The sequence below is a fragment of the Pseudomonas sp. AL10 genome, from assembly GCF_029960685.1.
Classification (GTDB): Bacteria; Pseudomonadota; Gammaproteobacteria; order Pseudomonadales; family Pseudomonadaceae; genus Aquipseudomonas; species Aquipseudomonas lactis.
In genome coordinates, this window is record NZ_JASBQZ010000001.1 from 123029 (window position 1) to 143485 (window position 20457).

General features: G+C 61.6%; 19 protein-coding genes. 8 read left to right on the forward strand and 11 right to left on the reverse strand.

Features of this window, described 5'->3' with window-relative positions; genetic code table 11:
• The first annotated feature begins 139 nt into the window (after window positions 1-139).
• Entirely contained in the window at window positions 140-1126 is a 987-nt protein-coding gene (gene tauA, locus QK296_RS00595) for a taurine ABC transporter substrate-binding protein (RefSeq protein WP_282390476.1), read from the forward strand.
• Between the two features lie 115 nt (window positions 1127-1241).
• Here tauA and argA read toward each other — a convergent pair whose 3' ends face one another.
• Together argA and argE are read right to left on the reverse strand one after the other, a co-directional pair.
• Window positions 1242-2540, reverse strand: coding sequence for an amino-acid N-acetyltransferase (argA, locus tag QK296_RS00600; RefSeq protein ID WP_003195273.1), 1299 nt, complete (start codon window positions 2538-2540; stop codon window positions 1242-1244).
• A 133-nt stretch (window positions 2541-2673) separates the two neighbouring features.
• Window positions 2674-3822 carry an acetylornithine deacetylase gene (argE, locus tag QK296_RS00605; protein WP_003195275.1) on the reverse strand — a complete coding sequence of 383 codons (1149 nt, stop codon included), beginning with the start codon at window positions 3820-3822 and terminating at the stop codon, window positions 2674-2676.
• A gap of 158 nt (window positions 3823-3980) precedes the next feature.
• Here argE and QK296_RS00610 point away from each other — a divergent pair, with 158 nt between their 5' ends.
• The gene (locus QK296_RS00610; protein WP_034134019.1) at window positions 3981-5348 is read left to right on the forward strand and encodes a CYTH domain-containing protein; all 1368 of its coding nucleotides are present in this window, start codon (window positions 3981-3983) and stop codon (window positions 5346-5348) included.
• 106 nt (window positions 5349-5454) lie between these two features.
• Here QK296_RS00610 and QK296_RS00620 read toward each other — a convergent pair whose 3' ends face one another.
• The gene (locus QK296_RS00620) at window positions 5455-5928 is read right to left on the reverse strand and encodes an Lrp/AsnC family transcriptional regulator (protein WP_153474430.1); all 474 of its coding nucleotides are present in this window, start codon (window positions 5926-5928) and stop codon (window positions 5455-5457) included.
• 127 nt (window positions 5929-6055) lie between these two features.
• Here QK296_RS00620 and QK296_RS00625 point away from each other — a divergent pair, with 127 nt between their 5' ends.
• The 6 genes from QK296_RS00625 to QK296_RS00650 all read left to right on the forward strand — a co-directional run bounded on the left by QK296_RS00625 (window position 6056) and on the right by QK296_RS00650 (window position 11315).
• The gene (locus tag QK296_RS00625; RefSeq protein ID WP_044269712.1) at window positions 6056-6394 is read left to right on the forward strand and encodes a hypothetical protein; all 339 of its coding nucleotides are present in this window, start codon (window positions 6056-6058) and stop codon (window positions 6392-6394) included.
• Between the two features lie 82 nt (window positions 6395-6476).
• The gene (locus QK296_RS00630; protein ID WP_078804020.1) at window positions 6477-8171 is read left to right on the forward strand and encodes a GspE/PulE family protein; all 1695 of its coding nucleotides are present in this window, start codon (window positions 6477-6479) and stop codon (window positions 8169-8171) included.
• A 76-nt stretch (window positions 8172-8247) separates the two neighbouring features.
• Complete coding sequence (locus tag QK296_RS00635) at window positions 8248-9168, forward strand: SPFH domain-containing protein (RefSeq protein ID WP_003195285.1); 921 nt, start codon at window positions 8248-8250, stop codon at window positions 9166-9168.
• 10 nt (window positions 9169-9178) lie between these two features.
• Entirely contained in the window at window positions 9179-9625 is a 447-nt protein-coding gene (locus QK296_RS00640; RefSeq protein ID WP_044269716.1) for an NfeD family protein, read from the forward strand.
• Between the two features lie 68 nt (window positions 9626-9693).
• Complete coding sequence (locus QK296_RS00645; protein WP_003176799.1) at window positions 9694-10008, forward strand: DUF2388 domain-containing protein; 315 nt, start codon at window positions 9694-9696, stop codon at window positions 10006-10008.
• 164 nt (window positions 10009-10172) lie between these two features.
• Window positions 10173-11315 carry a DegT/DnrJ/EryC1/StrS aminotransferase family protein gene (locus QK296_RS00650; RefSeq protein WP_282390477.1) on the forward strand — a complete coding sequence of 381 codons (1143 nt, stop codon included), beginning with the start codon at window positions 10173-10175 and terminating at the stop codon, window positions 11313-11315.
• Between the two features lie 130 nt (window positions 11316-11445).
• On the opposite strand, the gene gcvH is transcribed toward QK296_RS00650, so the two are convergent.
• From gcvH to QK296_RS00690, 8 genes are all read right to left on the reverse strand, one after another.
• Window positions 11446-11829, reverse strand: a complete 384-nt coding sequence (gene gcvH, locus QK296_RS00655; protein WP_192002073.1) for a glycine cleavage system protein GcvH — start codon at window positions 11827-11829, stop codon at window positions 11446-11448.
• 52 nt (window positions 11830-11881) lie between these two features.
• The gene (gene gcvT / locus QK296_RS00660; protein WP_003195295.1) at window positions 11882-12964 is read right to left on the reverse strand and encodes a glycine cleavage system aminomethyltransferase GcvT; all 1083 of its coding nucleotides are present in this window, start codon (window positions 12962-12964) and stop codon (window positions 11882-11884) included.
• Between the two features lie 156 nt (window positions 12965-13120).
• The gene (locus tag QK296_RS00665) at window positions 13121-14737 is read right to left on the reverse strand and encodes an iron ABC transporter permease (RefSeq protein ID WP_003195296.1); all 1617 of its coding nucleotides are present in this window, start codon (window positions 14735-14737) and stop codon (window positions 13121-13123) included.
• A gap of 150 nt (window positions 14738-14887) precedes the next feature.
• The gene (locus QK296_RS00670; RefSeq protein ID WP_014720404.1) at window positions 14888-15892 is read right to left on the reverse strand and encodes an extracellular solute-binding protein; all 1005 of its coding nucleotides are present in this window, start codon (window positions 15890-15892) and stop codon (window positions 14888-14890) included.
• Window positions 15893-16054: 162 nt separating this feature from the next.
• Complete coding sequence (locus QK296_RS00675; protein WP_164692219.1) at window positions 16055-17272, reverse strand: 2-octaprenyl-3-methyl-6-methoxy-1,4-benzoquinol hydroxylase; 1218 nt, start codon at window positions 17270-17272, stop codon at window positions 16055-16057.
• A gap of 60 nt (window positions 17273-17332) precedes the next feature.
• A complete protein-coding gene (gene ubiH, locus QK296_RS00680; protein ID WP_282390478.1) occupies window positions 17333-18520 on the reverse strand; it encodes a 2-octaprenyl-6-methoxyphenyl hydroxylase in 1188 nt (395 codons plus the stop codon).
• On the reverse strand, window positions 18517-19839 hold the full coding sequence (pepP, locus tag QK296_RS00685; protein WP_003195303.1) for a Xaa-Pro aminopeptidase: 1323 nt from the start codon (window positions 19837-19839) through the stop codon (window positions 18517-18519). Before pepP ends, ubiH begins: the two co-directional genes overlap by 4 nt.
• Before the next feature lie 20 nt (window positions 19840-19859).
• A complete protein-coding gene (locus QK296_RS00690) occupies window positions 19860-20417 on the reverse strand; it encodes a YecA family protein (RefSeq protein WP_003195306.1) in 558 nt (185 codons plus the stop codon).
• Between the last annotated feature and the right edge of the window lie 40 nt (window positions 20418-20457).

A 20457-nucleotide genomic window follows, 5' to 3' on the forward strand; every position in this document is an offset into this window, starting at 1 on the left:
TCCGTGAAGCTGGCCGGTCAGGATAGACGCGCCGCTCCATAAGCTAATTCCTAAAGGGTATTTACTGGTGCTTTTTTAGATCGATTAGTGTGGTCGTACGGTTGCATACGTCACTCACGATCAAAAAGGCGACGCCATCATGGCCAAACGCACATCCTCCCGTCAATTTGTTACAGTTTTTGTATCGCTATTACTTTCTTTTGGTGTCAACGCCGCCGACCTGACGGTGGGCTACCAGACCGGCATCGATCCCAGCAAGGTTCCCCAGGCCGACGGCCTCTACGAAAAAGCCATTGGCGAAAAAATCGCCTGGCGCCGCTTCAATAGCGGGCCAGAGGTGGTCACGGCCATCGCTTCGGGTGATGTACACATCGGCAATCTCGGCTCCAGCCCGCTTGCGGCGGCGGCGTCGCGCAACCTGCCGATTGTGGCGTTTATCGTATCGGCACAGATCAACGCTTCTGAAGCCCTGGTGGTGCGCAACGGCAGTGGCATCGACAACCCCCAAGACCTGATCGGCAAAACCATCGCCACCCCGTTCGTATCGACCTCCCATTACAGCCTGCTCGGCGCGCTGAAACACTGGGGGCTGAACACCCAGCAAGTCAAAGTGGTGAACCTGCAACCGGCCGAAATCGCCGCTGCCTGGAAACGCGGCGATATTGATGGGGCTTTCGTGTGGTCGCCGGCCTTGGGCGAAATCCGCAAGAGCGGCAAGACCCTCACAGACGCGGCGCAGGTGGGCCAATGGGGCGCGCCGACGTTTGAGGTGTGGGTGGCGCGCAAGGATTTCGCGGAAAAACATCCTGACGTAGTGGCCAGGTTCGCCAAGGTCACCCTGGATGCCTTTGCCGACTATGCCGCCCACAAAGACAGCTGGACGGTGGATTCCGAGCCGGTGCAAAAAATCGCCAAATTGACAGGTTCCAATGCCGACGACATTCCGGAGCTGTTGGCGGGCACAACGTTTCCGGATGCGCAGGCACAGCAAACCGCTGCGTTGCTCAAGGGCGGCACGGCGAAGGCGATTGGGGAGACGGCGAAGTTCTTGAAGGAACAGGGGAAGGTGGAGACGGTGCTGCCGGATTATTCGGCCTACGTGACCGATAAATTCATCCCAGAATAAAAGCGCGGTCCAGTGTGGGAGCTGGCTTGCCTGCGATGCCAGCAACTCGGTCCTTCAGATAAACCGAGGCGCCGCTATCGCAGGCAAGCCAGCTCCCACACAGAGCAGTAATCTTTTACAGGGCTTTTTCGAAGATCTTGGAGTTACGCTGATAGTTGTACAGCGACGCCCGCGCCGACGGCAGGCGGTCTACGCTGCTGGGTACAAAGCCGCGCTCGCGGAACCAGTGGGCCGTACGGGTGGTGAGTACAAAAAGGGTTTTCAAGCCCTGGGCGCGTGCCCGGGTCTGGATGCGTTCGAGCAACACATCGCCGCGCGCGCCGTGGCGGTACTCCGGGTTCACTGCCAGGCACGCCAGCTCCCCCGCATCCGAATCCGCAATCTGATACAGCGCTGCGCAGGCGATGATCATGCCTTCGCGCTCGACCACGCTGAACTGTTCGATCTCACGCTCCAGCACTTCCCGCGAGCGGCGCACCAGAATGCCCTGCTCTTCCAGCGGGCTGATCAGGTCCAGCAAACCGCCGACGTCTTCAATCGCCGCTTCGCGCACCAGTTCGAATTGCTCCTGGGCCACCAGCGTACCGCCGCCGTCGCGGGTGAACAGTTCAGTGAGCAAGGCGCCATCTTCGGCGTAGCTGACAATATGGCTGCGCCCTACTCCACCGCGGCAGGCTTCAGCAGCGGCATCGAGCAGTTCGGCTTGATAGTTGCTGCCCAGGCGTTGCAGGTGCGCAGGCACTTGTTGTGGGCGCAATTCACGCACCAGGCGGCCGTTCTCATCGATCAGACCGGGATCGGCGCCGAACAGCAGCAACTTGTCGGCACCCAGGTCGATGGCGGCGCGGGTGGCGACGTCTTCGCAGGCCAGGTTGAAGATCTCGCCGGTAGGCGAATACCCCAGGGGCGACAGCAGCACGATGGAGCGTTCGTCCAACAGGCGGTTGATACCCTTGCGATCGACCCGGCGCACTTCGCCGGTGTGGTGGTAGTCCACGCCTTCCAGCACGCCGATTGGCCGCGCGGTAACCAGGTTGCCGCTGGCCACACGCAGGCGCGAGCCCTGCATCGGCGAGGACGCCATGTCCATGGACAAGCGCGCCTCAATGGCAATGCGCAGATGGCCAACCGCGTCGATCACACATTCCAGCGTCGCGGCATCGGTGATGCGCAAGCCTTCGTGGTAAGCCGGGGTAAGGCCGCGTGCTTCAAGGCGGGTTTCGATTTGCGGGCGCGAGCCGTGCACCAGCACCAGGCGCACACCCAGGCTGTGAAGCAGCACCAGGTCGTGGACGATATTGCCGAAGTTGGGGTGGTCCACACCATCGCCGGGCAGCATGACCACAAAGGTGCAGTCGCGGTGGGCGTTGATGTAGGGCGAAGCGTGACGAAGCCAATTGACGTATTCGGGCATAACACCTGGGCCTGTAATAAAAAGCAGCCAAATAAAGGATCAATCGTGAAAGCGCACAGCGGCTGATGGTTATCGTCGGAACAGGCTTGGCGACACGCTCACTCTCCTTATGTACGAATGGGCAGGGGTTAATTTATGCAGGTTTCAGGCAGTAGTGTTCGATCAGTTCCCGCAATAGACGCACTGTAGGCGTCAAGCGTGACATTTCAAGGTATTCGCCCGGCTGGTGGGCGCAGGCAATGTCGCCAGGGCCGAGCACCAGGGTTTCGCAACCGAGGCGCTGAAGATAAGGCGCTTCGGTGCCGAACGCTACTGCTTCGGCACGATGACCGGTCAAACGTTCCGCCACCCGCACCAACTCGGCGTCTTCGGGCTGCTCAAAGGGTGGCACTGCGGGGAACAACGGCGCGTAGTCGATCTTGACCTTATGCCGCTCGGCCACGGGTTCGAGCTTCTGGCGAATCGCGGCGCGCAGCACCTCGGGGTCCATGCCCGGCAGGGGTCGCAGGTCGAACTCCAGGGAGCACTGGCCACAGATGCGGTTGGGGTTGTCGCCGCCGTGAATGCAGCCGAAGTTCATGGTCGGCTGCGGCACGCTGAATTGCGCGTTGCGGTACTCGCGCTGCCAGGCCAGGCGCAGGCCGCGCAACTCGCCAATAGCGTCATGCATGGCTTCCAGCGCGCTGTGGCCCAAGCTTGGGTCCGACGAGTGGCCGCTGCGCCCGAGGATGTCGATGCGCTCCATCATCACGCCTTTGTGCAGGCGGATCGGCTTGAGCCCGGTCGGCTCGCCGATCACCGCTGCGCGACCCAGCGGGCGCCCCGCCTCGGCCAGCGCACGGGCACCGGACATGGAGCTTTCCTCGTCACAAGTGGCAAGAATCAACAGCGGCTGCTTGAAGGGTTGGTCGAGCAGCGGCAACACCGCTTCGATGATCAGGGCGAAGAAACCCTTCATGTCACAGCTGCCCAGCCCTACCCAGCGGCCATCGACTTCCGTCAGCTTGAGCGGGTCGGTTTTCCACAGCGCCGCGTCATACGGCACGGTATCGCTATGCCCCGCCAGCACCAGGCCACCGGGGCCGCTGCCGAAGCTGGCCAACAGGTTGAATTTGCCGGGGCTGACGTGTTGGATATCGATGGCAAAGCCCAGATCGCCCAGCCAAGCGGCGAGCAGGTCGATCACCGGGCGGTTGCTCTGGTCGAGAGACGCCTGGGTGCAACTCACCGACGGCGCGGCGATCAAGGCGGCGAACTGCTCTTTCATGGACGGTAACGGCATGCGCGGTCTCCCAACTTCCCGGATGAACCTCACTATAGAGGCATCTGCGCAACACAATAAACCGTTGCGGCGCGTTGCCGGGCTCAGTCCTGTACACTGCACGACCTTGGCAGCCACACTTTTCCCCGGCTGCGCTCCCGATCCTGGATTTTCCGGCCATGCAGAAAGAAACCGAAATCAAGCTACGCGTCAGCCGCGAAACACTCGCCGCGCTGCGTGAGCACCCGTTACTGAAAAAACGCAACAAAAGTGGCTGGGAACGCCGTGAGTTGATGAACCAGTACTTCGATACCCCCGAGCGCGACCTGGCCCAGGCCAAGGTTGCCCTGCGCCTGCGCAAGGACGGTGACGACATCATCCAGACCCTCAAGACCCGCGGCCAAAGCGTCGCCGGCTTGTCGGAACGCAACGAATACAACTGGGACCTGCCCAAAGCCAAGCTCGACGTGAAGAAACTCGATGGCGAGTGCTGGCCCGAGCAACTGGCCGAGCTGGACAAAAAGACCCTCAAGCCGATCTTCACCACCGACTTCGTGCGTGAACGCGCCGAGATCGCTTGGGGCCGTGGCAAGGCCAAGGTGGTGATCGAAGCCGCCCTGGACCTGGGCCACGTGGTGGTCGGCAAGCAGAAAGAAGAAATCTGCGAACTGGAGCTGGAATTGCGCGAAGGCGAACCGGCTGCCCTGCTGGAATTGGCTGCCGAGCTGGCCGCGACCCTGGCCCTGATGCCGTGCGACATCAGCAAGGCCGAACGCGGCTACCGCCTGTATGACGCCAGTAGCTATTCCCTGAGCTTGCCGGCGCCACAGATCCACGCCGAAATGCCATTGGACGACGCCTTCGCCGCGATCCTGTGGTACCTGCTGGGCAGCAGCCAGCGCCTGGCCGAGCAATACCGCTTCAATGGCCACTGGCGCCTGCTGCAAGACTGGGTCGAGAACCTCGGTGAATTGCGCGCCCTGATCGGCAGCCTCGGCCAGGCCGCGCCGCGCCAATCCACCAGCGAACTGCGCAGCGCCCTGGATGCGTTGCTGGAAGACTGGCGCCCGCTGGTCCAGGCCGGTGACGACGATGAAGACATCCGCAAAGCCGCGCCAGAGCAGTTCATCGAAGAGCTGCAAGACGTGCGGTGGGGCCTGTTCTCACTCAACCTCTCGCGCTGGTTGTTGGCTCGCACCTGGACAGCCGAACGTAACGTGCGTGGCAACCGCCAGGGCGCTGCGCAAATCACCAACTGGCTGCCACGCCTGCTGGCCGACGACGCCGTCGCCCTGCAACTGCAGCGCTACCAGCAACAGCCGGAAGACCTGGCCGAGCAACTGCCGCGCATCGAACGCATCCAGGCCTGGCTGCACCATGCGCGCCAGGTGGTGGACATTCCTGAACTGGACCGCTTGTACGGCGAGCTGAACAAGCTGGCACACCTGGCCAACCAGCCGATTACCGATGAATCGCTGGATGCGCGTATGCACCAGGCGATTGCGGTGTATCAGAACCGTGCCTGGAAGACCCTGCTGCGCCTGTAAGTCCCTCTACCTGTAGGAGCGAGCTTGCTCGCGAAAAACCCGAGAGCGATGTGGGGAGCCAGGCTTCCCGCGTTATCGTTAACGTTCTTCGCGAGCAAGCTCGCTCCTACAAGCGCAATACTGGCAGGCTGGTGGTGGACTTGATCTCCGACAGCGCCACAATCGAGTTGACCTCCTGAATCCCCGGCACCATCGACAGCTTCTCGAAGAAAAACCGCTCATACGCCTCGATATCCGAGGTGACGATACGCAGCAGAAAATCCACCGCCCCCATCAGCACATAACACTCCAACACTTCCGGAAACCCGCGAATCGCCTCGGTGAACTCGGTGAAATTGGAGCGACCGTGAGCGTTGAGTTTGACCTCGGCGAAAATCTGCGTGTTGAGCCCGATTTTCTTGCGGTCCAGCAGCGTGACCTGGCCGCGGATCACGCCCTCGTCCTTGAGCCGCTGAATGCGCCGCCAGCACGGCGACTGCGACAGGCCGACCTGCTCGGCAATCTGTGCGCTGGAGAGCGAGGCATCCTCTTGCAGCAAGGCCAGGATGCGGCGGTCGTAGACGTCCAACTCACTGTGCATAAACGTACCTGTTAATAGGCTAATCTTGAATTGATTGAGTCGATTTATCGCCAAACAGGCTCATCTTAGATAAGAAATCTCCCGAGGCGAATGTAAAAATTCCTCCAGTCGAATTTGGAGAGTCAGCATGCACGCCGTCGAAACCGCCTACCCTGCCACCCGCGTCGATGCGTGGGCGGCCAATAGCAGCCACTGCCGGGCGCACTATCACATCGTCGCCGAGGCCGAACCGGACGTGCTGTGCCGGGTGCTGAACTACTTCGCGCTGCAATTGCTCACGCCCACCCAGGTCAGCGTGAACCGGGAAGCCGACCTGCTGAGCATCGATATCGTGATGACCGGCCTGAGCTGGCACCGCGCCCAAGTGATCGGTGAAAAGATTCGAAACCTGATCAGCGTGTGCACCCTGGAGCTGTGGTCAGCTGATTCCGAGCGGCCCCAAGCGCTGGCGGCGATGGCGCAGTAAAAACCTGCAATACACGCGCACGCCAGATCTTCAGCGGTTGGCTAGCCTGGGATTACACCCCGAGCCGCCCAGGAAAACCTGCATGCCCGTCATCGCCCACGATCACCCCTTGGAACTGCAGCAATTGTTGCCGGCGCTGGTCGAGCAAGGGCTGATCACGGCGCAGGCGGCGCAAAAGGTGGTGCCAGCGCCCGCCAGCCAGCACCCCCTGGAATGCATCGCAGCCCAGGGCCCTTGCCTGGAGACCTTGACCCAATGGCTGGCCCGGCAGGTCGGCCAGCCTTACCTGCGCATCGACCCGTTGCAGATCGACGTGGCGGCCGTGGTGCCCTTGATGTCCCACGCCTTCGCCCAGCGCCACGGCATTCTTGCAGTCGCCGTGGATGCCCGCAGCGTAACGGTCGCCAGTGCCCAACCCCATATCACCGCCTGGGAAGCCGGGCTGTCCCAGGTGCTCAAACGCACGATCAAGCGCGTGGTTGCCAACCCCCAGGACATCCAACGCTGTATCAACGAGTTTTATCGCTTGGCCAAGTCCGTCAGCGGTGCGGATCAAAAGATGACGGTGCCTGGCAATGTCGACTTGCTCAGCCTCGGCGCCAGTGACAAGGAGCCGGATGCCAACGACGCGCATATCGTCAACATCGTCGACTGGCTGCTGCAATACGCCTTTGGCCAACGGGCCAGCGATATCCATATTGAGCCCGGCCGCGACCAGGGCCGGGTGCGCTTTCGCATTGATGGGCTGCTGCATGACGTCTATCAATTTCCCCCGCAGGTCACCATGGCCGTGGTCAGCCGCCTGAAAAGCCTGGGGCGCATGAACGTGGCCGAGAAACGCAAACCCCAGGATGGCCGCGTCAAGACCCGAAACCCTGCGGGTATCGAGGTGGAATTGCGGCTTTCGACCCTGCCCACGGCATTCGGCGAAAAGCTGGTGATGCGAATTTTTGACCCTCAGGTGCTGCTCAAGGATTTTGACCAGTTGGGTTTGTCCAACGCCGACCAGCAACGCTGGCACGCCATGACGCGACGCACCCACGGCATCATCCTCGTCACCGGCCCAACCGGCTCGGGCAAGACCAGCACCCTCTACACCACCCTCAGGCAACTGGCGACCCGCGAGGTCAACCTGTGCACGGTGGAAGACCCGATTGAAATGGTCGAGCCGGCCTTCAACCAGATGCAGGTCCAGCACAACATCGACCTCACGTTCGCCAGCGGCATCCGCGCCCTGCTGCGCCAGGACCCGGACATCATCATGATCGGCGAAATCCGCGACCAGGAAACCGCAGAGATGGCTATCCAGGCCGCGCTGACCGGGCATCTGGTGCTATCGACCTTGCACACCAACGACGCGCCCAGCGCCATCAGCCGCCTGCAAGAGCTGGGTATTGCTCACTATTTGATCAAAGCCACGCTCATAGGCGTGATGGCGCAGCGCTTGGTGCGGGTTCTGTGCAGCCACTGCAAGCGCCCCATGGGCCAGGAGGACGCTGGCGGCTTTGATGCTGTCGGCTGTGCGCAATGCCGTGACAGCGGTTATCGAGGCCGGGCCGGGCTGTATGAAATCATGCTCATGGACCCAGCCCTCCAGGCGCTGGTCACCCCGGGCGCGGACGTACAAGCCCTGCGCCGTGGAGCACTGGCGCAGGGCATGAGCAGCCTGCGCATGGCCGGCATCGAGAAAGTGAAGGCCGGGCTGACCACGATGACGGAGGTATTGCGGGTCACGCCAGGGGATTCAGAAACAAATCCTTTGTTTATTGGGGCATGAAACCGTCTTTATCCGTGACCAGACCGTTACAATCGGCCTAATGTCATTCACTGACACCTTCAGATAGGGAATCGCTATGCAGATCGGAACCGTACTGCTTCTTTTCGTAGGCTTGGCCATCGCCATCCTGTTCATGGGTTTCAAAGTGGTGCCCCAGGGCTACCAATGGACCGTCGAGCGTTTCGGCCGCTACACCAACACCTTGAAACCCGGCCTGAATATCATCATCCCGGTCATGGACCGCATCGGTCGCAAGATCAACGTGATGGAAAGCGTGCTGGATATCCCGCCTCAAGAAGTCATCACCGCCGACAATGCCACCGTGCAGATCGATGCCGTGTGCTTCTTCCAGGTGGTCAACACCGCCCAGGCCGCCTATGAGGTCAACAACCTCGAACATGCTATCCGCAACCTGCTGCAGACCAATATCCGCACCGTACTCGGCTCCATGGAGCTGGACGCCATGCTGAGCCAGCGTGACGGCATCAACGAAAAACTCCTGCGCACCGTGGATGAAGCCACTGCGCCATGGGGCATCAAGATCACCCGTATCGAGATCAAGGACATCAGCCCGCCCGCCGACCTGATGGCCGCCATGTCCGGCCAGATGAAAGCCGAGCGAATCAAGCGTGCACAGATCCTCGAAGCAGAAGGCCTGCGGGCGTCGGCGATCCTGACAGCGGAAGGCAAAAAGCAAGCGCAAATCCTTGAAGCCGAAGGCAGCCGCCAGGCCGCGTTCCTGGAATCCGAGGCACGTGAGCGTCAGGCTGAAGCCGAAGCGCGGGCGACACAAGTGGTGTCCGAAGCCATCGCGTCCGGCAATGTGCAGGCGGTGAACTACTTCGTCGCGCAAAAATACATCGACGCCTTGGGCAAGCTTGCGTCGGCCAACAACAGCAAGGTCATCCTGATGCCGCTAGAAGCCAGCCAAGTGATTGGCGCCGTGGGCGGTATCGGCGAAATCGTCAAGGCAACCTTCGGCAACCAGAAAGGCTGAGGCCATCACCATGTGGGACTTCCTGCTGCATTTGTCGTTCTGGGACTGGTTGGCACTGGGCACCGTGCTGTTGATTCTCGAGGTGTTCGGTGCCGGAGGCTACCTGCTGTGGATGGGTATCGCCGCCGCTGCCGTGGGCGTGATCAAGTTCCTGTTCCCACCGCTCGGGCTGGAATGGCAACTGCTGCTGTTTGCGATGTTGTCGATACTGACTGCCGTGTACTGGTGGAAACGCCAACGCAGCAGCGCCAAGGCCAGTGATCAACCGGGGTTGAACGAGCGCGGTTCAGAGTTGGTGGGGCGCACTTTCGTGGTGCATCAAGCCATTGTGGATGGTCGCGGCAAGGTCAAAGTCGGCGATGGCGTGTGGATGGTCACCGGTGCCGACGCCCCCGTGGGCGCTCAAGTCCGCGTGGTTGGGCAGGATGGGGTGATTTTAAAGGTTGAAACTGTTTAGTCAGTGATGGAACTGGATCGGGTTAACTACAATCAAAACGTACAGATAACCCACCGGAGTCACCCATCATGCGTCTCAAATATGCTGTCGCAACCCTCGCTGTGCTTTCCCTACCTGTCGGCTCAGCCATGGCCGATAGCTTCTGGCGTAATGTCATCTCGTCGGGCGCCACCACTGGCTCGACTTACCTGACGTTCAAGGACCACAAGCTGGTGGTCGCGGCCCAGGACGACGCAGGCAGCTTCGTCGCCAGCGACGGCGGCATTCGCGGCCCGTACCTGGAAGCGGCGATGCAGAAGGTCCGCGCCGACAACCCTGGCCTCCAAGCCACGGACATGGAACTGGCTAACGCCATCCTGGCGAAGAATGCTGTCACCGAGTAATAACTGCCCTCATAAAAAATGCCGCTTTTTCAAGCGGCATTTTTTTGCCTGTTGTATGACGAATCGTTCATGGATGACAGGCTATATTCAGTCTCAGCGTGCAACCATGCCCCACTGACACGTGTATTTTTCATCGCCTACCTGAAACGGATGCCTTCTTCGTCATGAGCCAACAGCCCTTCCTGCCGTTTTCCAAACCGACCATTGATGAAGCCACCATCACGGCGGTCGGTGATGTTCTGCGTTCCGGCTGGATCACCAGCGGGCCAAAGGTGCAGGCGTTCGAAGCACAGTTGTCGGAGTATTTTGGCGGCCGTCCGGTGCGCACCTTCAACTCGGGCACCTGCACCATGGAGATCGCCTTGCGCATCGCCGGGATCGGGCCTGGAGATGAAGTTATCACCACGCCAATCTCCTGGGTTGCCACGGCCAACGTGATTCTCGAAGTCGGCGCCACTCCGGTTTTTGCCGACATCGACCCGGTGACGCGCAATATCGACCTGGCCCAGGTGGAAGCCGCCATTACCCCTCGCACCAAGGCGATCATCCCCGTCTACCTGGCCGGCTTGCCCCTGGATATGCCGATGCTCTATGCGCTGGCCAACAAGTACAACCTGCGCATTGTCGAAGATGCTGCCCAGGCCCTGGGTTCCAGCTGGGATGGAGAACGCATCGGCGCAACCGGCGACTTCGTGTCCTTCAGCTTCCAGGCGAACAAGAACATCACGTCGTCCGAAGGCGGCTGCCTGGTGTTGAACAATGCCGAGGAGGCCCGTCTGGCAGAGAAGTACCGCCTGCAAGGCGTCACCCGCAGCGGCTTCGATGGCCTGGATGTGGATGTGCTGGGTGGCAAGTTCAACATGACCGACATTGCCGCCGCCATCGGCCTGGGGCAATTTGCGCACATCGAGAAGATCACCGCCCATCGTCAGAACCTGGCACGGCATTACTTCAAATGCTTCGGCAGCGATTTCGAAGCTCAATACGGCGCGCAACTGCCACCGGCCGACTTCGAAAACAGCAACTGGCACCTGTTCCAACTGGTATTGCCGGAGCGCCAGGATGGCCTGCCAGCCCGTGCAACGTTCATGGAGCAGATGCAGGCCCACGGCGTGGGTATCGGCTATCACTACCCGCCGATCCACCTGCTGAGCCTGTATCGGGCACAGGGTTTCAAGGAAGGCATGTTCCCGGTGGCAGAGCGTGTTGGGCGTTTGATCGTGTCGTTGCCAATGTTCACGGCGATGACAGAGGCGGATGTGGAGCGGGCTGTAGCGGCGGTTAAAGCTGAATTGAAAAGAGACTGATCACAACAAATCAACTGTGGGAGCTGGCTTGCCTGCGATGCTGGCACCTCGGTGTATCGGTGATACCCGGGTGATCCAATCGCAGGCAAGCCAGGTCCCACATTGATTTGTGTCGTTGTAACTATTGCGATTATTCGCCGATGGCGGCTTTGTAGCTGGCGGCATCCAACAGCTTGTCCAGCTCGGCCTTGTCGCTTGGCTTGAGCTTGAAGATCCAGGTGCCGTACGGGTCAGAGTTCAGCAGCTCAGGGCTGCCACTCAGCTCTTCATTGACAGCAATCACTTCGCCGGCAATCGGCGAGTAGATATCCGAAGCGGCCTTGACCGACTCCACCACTCCCGCCTGGTCTTGAGCGGCAAACACCTTGCCCACTTCAGCCAACTCAACAAACACCACATCACCCAAAGCTTCCTGTGCATGGTCGGAAATCCCGACGGTCACGGTGCCGTCAGCTTCCAGACGGGCCCATTCGTGACTTTCGGCAAAACGCAGGTCGGCAGGGATATTGCTCATAGTCTGTGTCCTCAAGATGAAATGTCAGCGGCCTTCGGCCTGCCGGAATTGGTTAGATCAAGGTTTTGCCATGGCGCACGAAGGTCGGCTTGACCACTCGAACCGGATACCACTTGCCGCGGATTTCCACTTCGGCCCGGTCGGCAGTCGCCGTCGGCACACGCGCCAGCGCAATGGATTTGCTTAGCGTAGGCGAGAAACTACCACTGGTGATCTCTCCTTCGCCAACATTGGCGATACGAACCACCTGATGAGCGCGCAACACACCCCGTTCTTCGAGGACGAGCCCCACCAGTTTGAACTGCACGCCGGCTGCCTTTTCTGCTTCCAGCGCGGCGCGGCCAATGAAGTTACGCTCGACAGGTTCCCAGGCGATGCTCCAGGCCATGTTGGCCGCCAGGGGTGAGACGGCCTGGTGAATATCCTGGCCATACAGGTTCATGCCGGCCTCCAGGCGCAAGGTGTCGCGCGCACCGAGGCCGATGGGGGAAATGCCAGCGCCTACCAAGTCGTTGAAAAAGCCCGGTGCCTGATCGGCCGGCAGCACGATTTCGAGGCCGTCTTCGCCGGTATAACCGGTGCGGGCGATATACCAGTCGCCGTCGGCCCGGCCTTCGAACGGTTTGAGCTGATGGATCAGGATGCCACGGGACTGGGTCACCAGTTCGGCGATTTTCTGCCGGGCGTGGGGGCCTTGGATGGCGAGCATGGCCAACTCGGAGCGCTCATGCAGTTGCACTGAGTAGCTGCCCAGTTGCGCCTGCATCCAGGCCATGTCCTGGTCACGCGTGGCGGCGTTGACCACCAAGCGGTAACCGGTTTCGGTGCGGTAGACGATCATGTCATCCACCACCCCGCCCTGCTCGTTGAGCATGGCGCTGTACAACGCTCGGCCACAGCCGTGCAGTCGGTCGACATCATTGGCCAGTAGGTACTGGAGCCATTCCTTGGCCTGGGGGCCGGTGACATCGATCACGGTCATATGAGATACATCGAAGACCCCGCAGTCGCGTCGCACCTGATGGTGTTCTTCAACTTGCGAGCCGTAATGCAAAGGCATATCCCAACCGCCAAAATCGACCATTTTCGCGCCGAGGGCGAGATGCAGGTCATACAGAGGCGTACGCTGTCCCATGGGTTTCTCCTTCCGGGCTTGGCGAAGGCGCGCAGAGCTGCCACTTGCGCCGAACACCTTGTATTACAAGGCCCGCAGCCACATACAGCAGGTCGATCCGAAAGACGGAGCGCACCGAATGCCGCGCATTGTAGCCTCAAGCCGTAGGACTGGCACCTAACCGATTTGCCGAGCCGAGCGACGAATCAGCCCGATGACCGGCAACAAGCCGACCAGCACCAGGGTCAGCGCCGGCAAAGACGCCCGCGCCCATTCGCCTTCACTGGTCATTTCAAAGATGCGGACCGCCAGGGTGTCCCAGCCAAACGGGCGCATCAGCAAGGTGGCCGGCATTTCCTTGAGCACATCCACAAACACCAGCAGCGCTGCGCTCAACGTGCCCGGCAGCAATAACGGCAGATACACTTTGCAAAACAGTCGTGGGCCGCTCACCCCAAGGCTGCGTGCCGCTTCAGGCAATGACGGACGGATGCGCGCCAGGCTGTTTTCCAGCGGCCCGTAGGCCACCGCCAGAAACCGCACCAGATACGCCAGCACCAGTGCCGACAGGCTGCCCAGCAGCAAAGGCTTGCCCGCCCCGCCCAGCCATCCGGAGAGCGGCACCACCAGCTCGCGGTCCAAGTAGCTGAACGCCAACATGATCGACACCGCCAGCACCGAGCCCGGCAAGGCATAGCCGACATTGGCCAGGCTGATACCGGAGCGAATCGCACGGGTCGGCGCCAGACGGTTGGCAAACGCCAGTATCAACGCCACGCTGACCGTGATCAGGGCTGCGATCCCGCCCAGGTAGAGGGTATGGATGATCAGCCCGGTGTAACGCTCATCGAGGTCGAAGCGGCCACGCTGCCAGAACCACGTCACCAGTTGCAGCATCGGAATCACGAATGCACAGGCGAAAACCAGACCGCACCAGGCGCTGGCCGCCACGGCCTTGAATCCGCGCAAGTGGTACAACGCCTTGCCCCGCGGGCGCTCATTGCTCGGTCGGCTGGCCCCGCGCGCACGTCGCTCGCCATACAGCACCAACATCACTACCAGCAGCAACAGGCTGGCCAGCTGCGCGGCGCTGGACAGGCTGAAAAAGCCGTACCAGGTTTTATAGATAGCGGTGGTGAAGGTGTCGAAATTGAACACCGAGACCGCGCCAAAATCCGCGAGTGTCTCCATCAGCGCCAGGGCTACACCGGCACCAATCGCTGGGCGCGCCATGGGTAATGCCACGCGCCAGAACGCTTGCCATGGCGATTGCCCCAGCACCCGCGCCGCTTCCATCAAGCCTTTGCCCTGGGCCAGGAACGCGCTACGCGCCAGCAGGTAGACATAGGGATAGAACACCAGCACCAGCACGATGACCACGCCGCTGGTGGACCGTACCCGTGGCAAACGCAGACCCGTGCCGAACCACTCGCGCAGCAGGGTTTGCACCGGGCCGGCAAAATCCAGCAGGCCCACAAACACGAAGGCCAGCACATAGGCAGGGATTGCAAAGGGCAACATCAATGCCCAGTCGAGCCAGCGCCGCCCGGGGAACTCGCACAGGCTGGTCAGCCAGGCCAGGCTGACGCCCAGCAGCGTCACGCCCAGGCCGACACCGAGCACCAGGGTCAAGGTGTTGCCAAGCAAGCGGGGCATCTGAGTGTCCCAGAGGTGCGACCAGATCTGTGGGTCAATGCTTTGCCAGGACAGCAGCAGCACGCTCAGCGGCAACAGCACCAGGGCGGCGACGCTGAAAACCGGCAGGTACCAGCGACGTTGGGCGGGGTGGGCCAAGGAAAAGCTCTCAGAAAAATAAAAATGTTGAAGCGGCCACTAACCAATGTGGGAGCTGGCTTGCCTGCGATACAAGCACCTCGGTGTATCAGTGATACCGAAGTGATGCAATCGCGGGCAAGCCAGCTCCCACAGTTGAGCGGCGCAGCTTCAGTTCCAGCCAGCGCGATCCATCAGGCGGATCGCTTCGGCCTGGCGCTTGCCCGCCACTTCCACTGGCAAGGTATCGGCCACGAACTTGCCCCAGGTCGCCACTTCCGCCGATGGCGGTACCGCCGGGTTGGCCGGGAATTCCTGGTTGACGTCGGCGAAGATCTTCTGTGCCTCAGGCGTAGTCATCCACTCCACCAGCGCCTTGGCCGCTTCCGGGTGCGGCGCGTGCTGGGTCAGGCCGATGCCGGAGAGGTTCACATGCACGCCGCGGTCGCCCTGGTTCGGCCAGAACAACTTCACCGCCAGGTCTGGCTTCTGCTTGTGCAGGCGACCGTAGTAATAGGTGTTGACGATACCCACGTCGCATTGCCCGGCGTTGATGGCCTCCAGCACGGCGATGTCATCAGAGAACACGTCGGTGGACAGGTTATTCACCCAACCCTTGATGATTTCTTCGGTCTTGGCCGCGCCATGGGTTTCGATCAACGTGGCGGTCAGCGACTGGTTATAGACTTTTTTCGCCGTGCGCAGGCACAGGCGGCCTTCCCACTGCTTGTCGGCCAGGGCTTCGTAGGTGGTCAGATCGCCCGGTTTTACCCGGTCGGTGGAATAGGCGATCGTGCGCGCACGCAGGCTCAAACCGGTCCAGGCGTGGGCCGATGAGCGATATTGCAGAGGAATGTTCTTGTCGATGACAGGAGAGGTGAACGGTTGCAGGATGCCCATCTGCTCGGCCTGCCAGAGGTTGCCGGCGTCAACGGTCAGCAACAGGTCGGCGGTGGCGTTCTCGCCCTCGGCCTTGATGCGCTGCATCAACGGGGCTTCCTTGTCGGTGATGAACTTGACCTGTACGCCGGTCTTTTTGGTGTAGGCGTCGAACACGGGCTTGATCAGTTCGTCGATACGCGAGGAGTAGACCACGACTTCATCGGCCGCCTGCACGGTGGTGCTGCCGATCAGGGTGAGTGCCAGGGCAGTCAGGAGGCGCTTGGGTGCCAACATGGGTGCGGTCTCTCATTTGCAAATGGAGGGCAAATGATAAGGACTCACATTTGGTAACGCTTGGTGGAGGCGTTACCAGATGTTGCACAGCCAGAATATGCGCTGGAGCTGACGGCCTCATCGCGGGCAAGCCCGGCTCCCACAGAGGGTTGTATTGTCAGGTCAGGGTTTGGCGAGTTCGGGGAGATCGCCTGTCAATCCCAGTGCTTGGCGCACAAACACGGCTTTGGCTTCGGGCATCTGGTCAACGATTTTCAAACCCGCGTTGCGCAACCAGCGCAGCGGCAGTTGATCGGCCTGGAACAAGCGTTCGAAGCCTTCCATCGCCGCCATCAGCGCCAGGTTGTGGGGCATACGACGTCGCTCGTAACGGCTCAGCACTTTCACATTGGCCAGGCGCTCGCCGCGCTCGGTCGCAGCCAGCAGCACTTCGGCCAGCACGGCCGCATCGAGGAAGCCCAGGTTCACGCCCTGCCCTGCCAACGGGTGGATGACGTGGGCGGCGTCGCCGATCAACGCCAGGCCTTCGGCCACATAACGTTTGGCATGGCGCTGGCGCAACGGTACGCACACACGCGGGTCGGCACTGATCACAGTGCCCAAGCGCCCCTCGAAGGCACGTTCCAGTTCGCGGCAGAAGCGTTCATCATCCAGCGCCATCAAGCGCTCGGATTCAGCGGGCGTGGTCGACCAGACAATCGAACACCAGTCTTCCTGCCCATCGCGCACCAGCGGCAGGAACGCCAGCGGGCCGGTGTCGGTGAAGCGTTGCCACGCGGTGCGCTGGTGCGGCTGGCTGCTGCGCACGCTGGTGACGATGGCGTTATGCAGGTAATCCCATTCGCGGGTAGGTGTACCGGTCAGGCGGCGCACGGCGGAGTTGGCACCGTCGGCGGCTACCACCAGGGGTGCGCGCAGCTTGCGGCCGTCGGCCAGGGTCAGCAACCAGTCATCGCCAGAGCGGCGCATCTGTTCCAGGCGTGCGTTGGCCAGCAGGCCGAGGTCGCAGTCATGCAGGCGATCAAGCAAGGCATCCTGCACCACGCGGTTTTCGACGATATGCCCAAGCACCTCGGCATGCACACTGGCCGCCGAGAAATGGATCTGCCCGGTACCGCTACCGTCCCATACCTGCATTTCGCCGTAGGGGCTGGCACGACGCTCTACGATGCCGTCCCACACGCCCAGGCGCTCAAGAATGCGCTGGCTGGCCGCCGACAACGCGCTCACCCGCGGTTCAAACGCCGCAGCCGGCTCAAACGGCTTGACGCTCAACGGGCTGCCGTCGAGCAGCAGCACCTGCAGGCCACTGCCCTGCAACGCCAGCGCCAGGGCGCTTCCGACCATTCCAGCCCCGACAATCAGCACATCTGCGCGCATGTCCATATTCAAGCCTTGTCTCGTGTGCGGCACAGGCCGCAAGTAAAGGTGTGGTCCGCTTCAAACATCGGAACGAGTGCCCAGGCCCATGGCCTGACGGGCGAACCAGCGTTTGGCCGGGGGCAACAGGTCGAGGCCGAGCAAGCCCATATTGCGGCCCAGCGCCACCAATGGCTGAGCACTGCCAAACAGCCGCGTGACCTGGTCGGAGAAGCCTACGGTGAGTTGCTGGTCCAGGCGCTGGCGCTCGCGATAGCCTTGCAACGTCGCCAGGTCACCCGGCACGTCCGGCCCGGCCAACAGGGCTTCGGCCAAGGCACTGGCATCGCGCAGGGACAGGTTGAACCCCTGCCCGGCAATCGGGTGCAGGCTGTGGGCGGCATTGCCGAGAACGGCCAGGTGCGAGCGCACTTGCTCTTCGGCTTCCACCAGGGTCAACGGGTACAGGTGACGGGCACCCACTTGTTTGAGAGTGCCCAGGCGATACCCGAACACACTCTGCAACTCGCTCAGGAAGCTACGCTCGTCAAGGCTGGCCAGGCGCTGAGCGTCCATGCCGATGCGGGTCCAGACCAGCGCGCAACGGTTGTCCGGCAGCGGCAGCAAGGCCATGGGGCCTTCATCGGTAAAGCGCTCGAACGCCTCGCCATTGTGCGCTTCGCTCGGGGTGATGTTGGCGATCAGCGCACTCTGGTTGTAGGGCCGGGTTTTCACGCCAATGCCCAGTTGCTCACGCAGGCCGGAACGGCCGCCATCGGCCAGTACCGCCAGGTCGCATTCCAGCACGGTTTCATCGTTGAGGGTCAGGCGATAGCCATCGGGCAGCGGCTCCATACGCGTGACTTCCGCCGGGCAGCGCCAGCTCACCACGTCCTTGTCCAAGCTTTGCCACAGGCATTGGCCGAGCCAGGCGTTTTCCACCACATAACCCAGGGCTGGCACGCCCTCCTCCATCGCGGACAAACGCGCGGTGGAGAAACGCCCACGGTCCGACACGTGGATCTGCTTGATTGGCTCTGCACGTCGGGAAATGGCTTGCCACAGGCCCAGACGCTGGTAAATCTGGCGCGCGCCAAACGACAGCGCGGAAGAGCGCGCATCGTAGCTCGGCTGGTAGCTGTCACCCGGTGCAAAGGGCTCGATCAGCACGATCTTCCAGCCCCGCGCCTTGGCCCCCGCTTGCAATGCCAGGGCCAGGCTGGCGCCCACCAGGCCGCCGCCGATAATCGCCAGGTTGACCCGGCTCATCGCGCAGCCGCCATCAACGCTTCGATCTCGGCAACGGTCTTGGGCACGCCGCCGGTCAGGATTTCACAGCCTTGCTTGGTCACTACCACGTCGTCCTCGATGCGCACGCCAATGCCACGCCATTTTTTTGCCACGTTCTGGTTGTCCGGGGAAATATAGATACCCGGCTCCACGGTCAAGGCCATGCCCACTTCCAGCACGCGCCATTCACCGCCCACTTTGTACTCGCCCACATCATGCACATCCATGCCCAGCCAGTGGCCGGCACGGTGCATGTAAAAGGCGCGGTAGGCTTCGCTGGCGATCAGTTCGTCAACGTCACCTTGTAACAACCCCAACTTCACCAGGCCGGCGGTGATGACCTGCACGGTCGCCTCGTGGGCCTGGTTCCAATGTTTGTTCGGCGCGATCTGCTTGAAGGCGGCTTCCTGGGAGGCCAGCACAATCTCGTAGATCGCCTTCTGCTCGGGCGAGAACTTGCCATTGACCGGCCAGGTACGGGTGATATCGCTGGCGTAGCAATCGATCTCGCACCCAGCATCGATCAGCACCAGGTCGCCGTCTTTGAGCACCGCGTCATTCTGCTGGTAATGCAGGATGCAGCTGTTGCGCCCAGCGGCGACGATGGAGCCATAGGCCGGCATTTTCGCACCGCCTTTGCGAAACTCGTAATCCAGCTCGGCTTCCAGGCTGAACTCATGCAGGCCGGCACGGCTGGCCTGCATCGCCCGTACATGGGCTGCACAGGATATTCGCGCCGCCTCGCGCATCACCCTCACTTCTGCCGCCGATTTATACAGGCGCATATCGTGAAGCAAATGATCCAGGGCAACGAATTCGTTCGGCGGCTGGGCGCCCAGGTGCGCTTTGGAACGGATCACGTTGATCCACTCCATCACATGCCGGTCGAACTCGGCATTGCTGCCCATGGCCGAGTACACGCGGTCGCGACCTTCGATCAGGCCGGGCAGGATGTCGTCGATATCGGTAATGGGGAATGCGTCGTCAGCGCCAAAGTCGCGAATCGCGCCCTCGGTGCCGGCACGCAGGCCGTCCCACAATTCGCGCTCGGCATTGCGCTCGCGGCAGAACAGCACGTACTCGCCGTGCTGGCGACCGGGCATCAGCACGATCACCGCTTCGGGCTCGGGGAAACCGCTCAGGTATTGGAAATCGCTGTCCTGGCGGTAAACATGCTCGACATCACGGTTGCGGATGGCCACGGCGGCGGCCGGCAGGATCGCGATGCTGTTGGGTTCCATCTGCGCCATGAGCGCCTTGCGGCGCCGGGTGTATTCCGCTTTGGGGATATGGATCATGGGCAGATGGGCTTCCTTTCTCAGTGCAGCGACGGCTTGGGCGCGGCGGGCTCAGCGGACTTGCGGGTCTCGGTGAACAGCAGCAGCGGCGCGACGCGCAGGTATTCCATGACTTCCATGTAGTCGCCTTCGCCGTCTTCGGATTCTTCCAGGGCGTCTTGCACCTGGGAGATGGCCGCCAGATCCTGCAGCACTTCCTTGGCGTCGGTGCTCAGCTCCAGGCCGCCGGCATTCACGCCGAAACCGTGGAGGAAACCCTGGCACCATTGGCCCAGCGCGGCAGCGCGATCAGCCAGCGGGGCGTCGTCGGTGGGCAGCAGCAGGACCACGGTGACGTCATCACCGGTCAGCTCGCCCTTGACCATTTCTTGCAGGCCGATCAGCGCGTTACGCACATTGTCGGTGGGTTCGATTTCCAGCAGCTCGGCCACATCGGCCAGCCAGTTGTCGGCATCAAAGCCGACACCGGTGCAACTGCGGCCCAACAGCACGCCGTGCAGTTCAGCAGGCGAGCATGGATGGCCGCTGGTGCTCAGCAGTTTGGAAAAAGCATCGTACGGGGAGTTCTGAATGGGCATGGTGAGCTAGGCGCCAGACGGCGCAATGTCTAGAATGGAG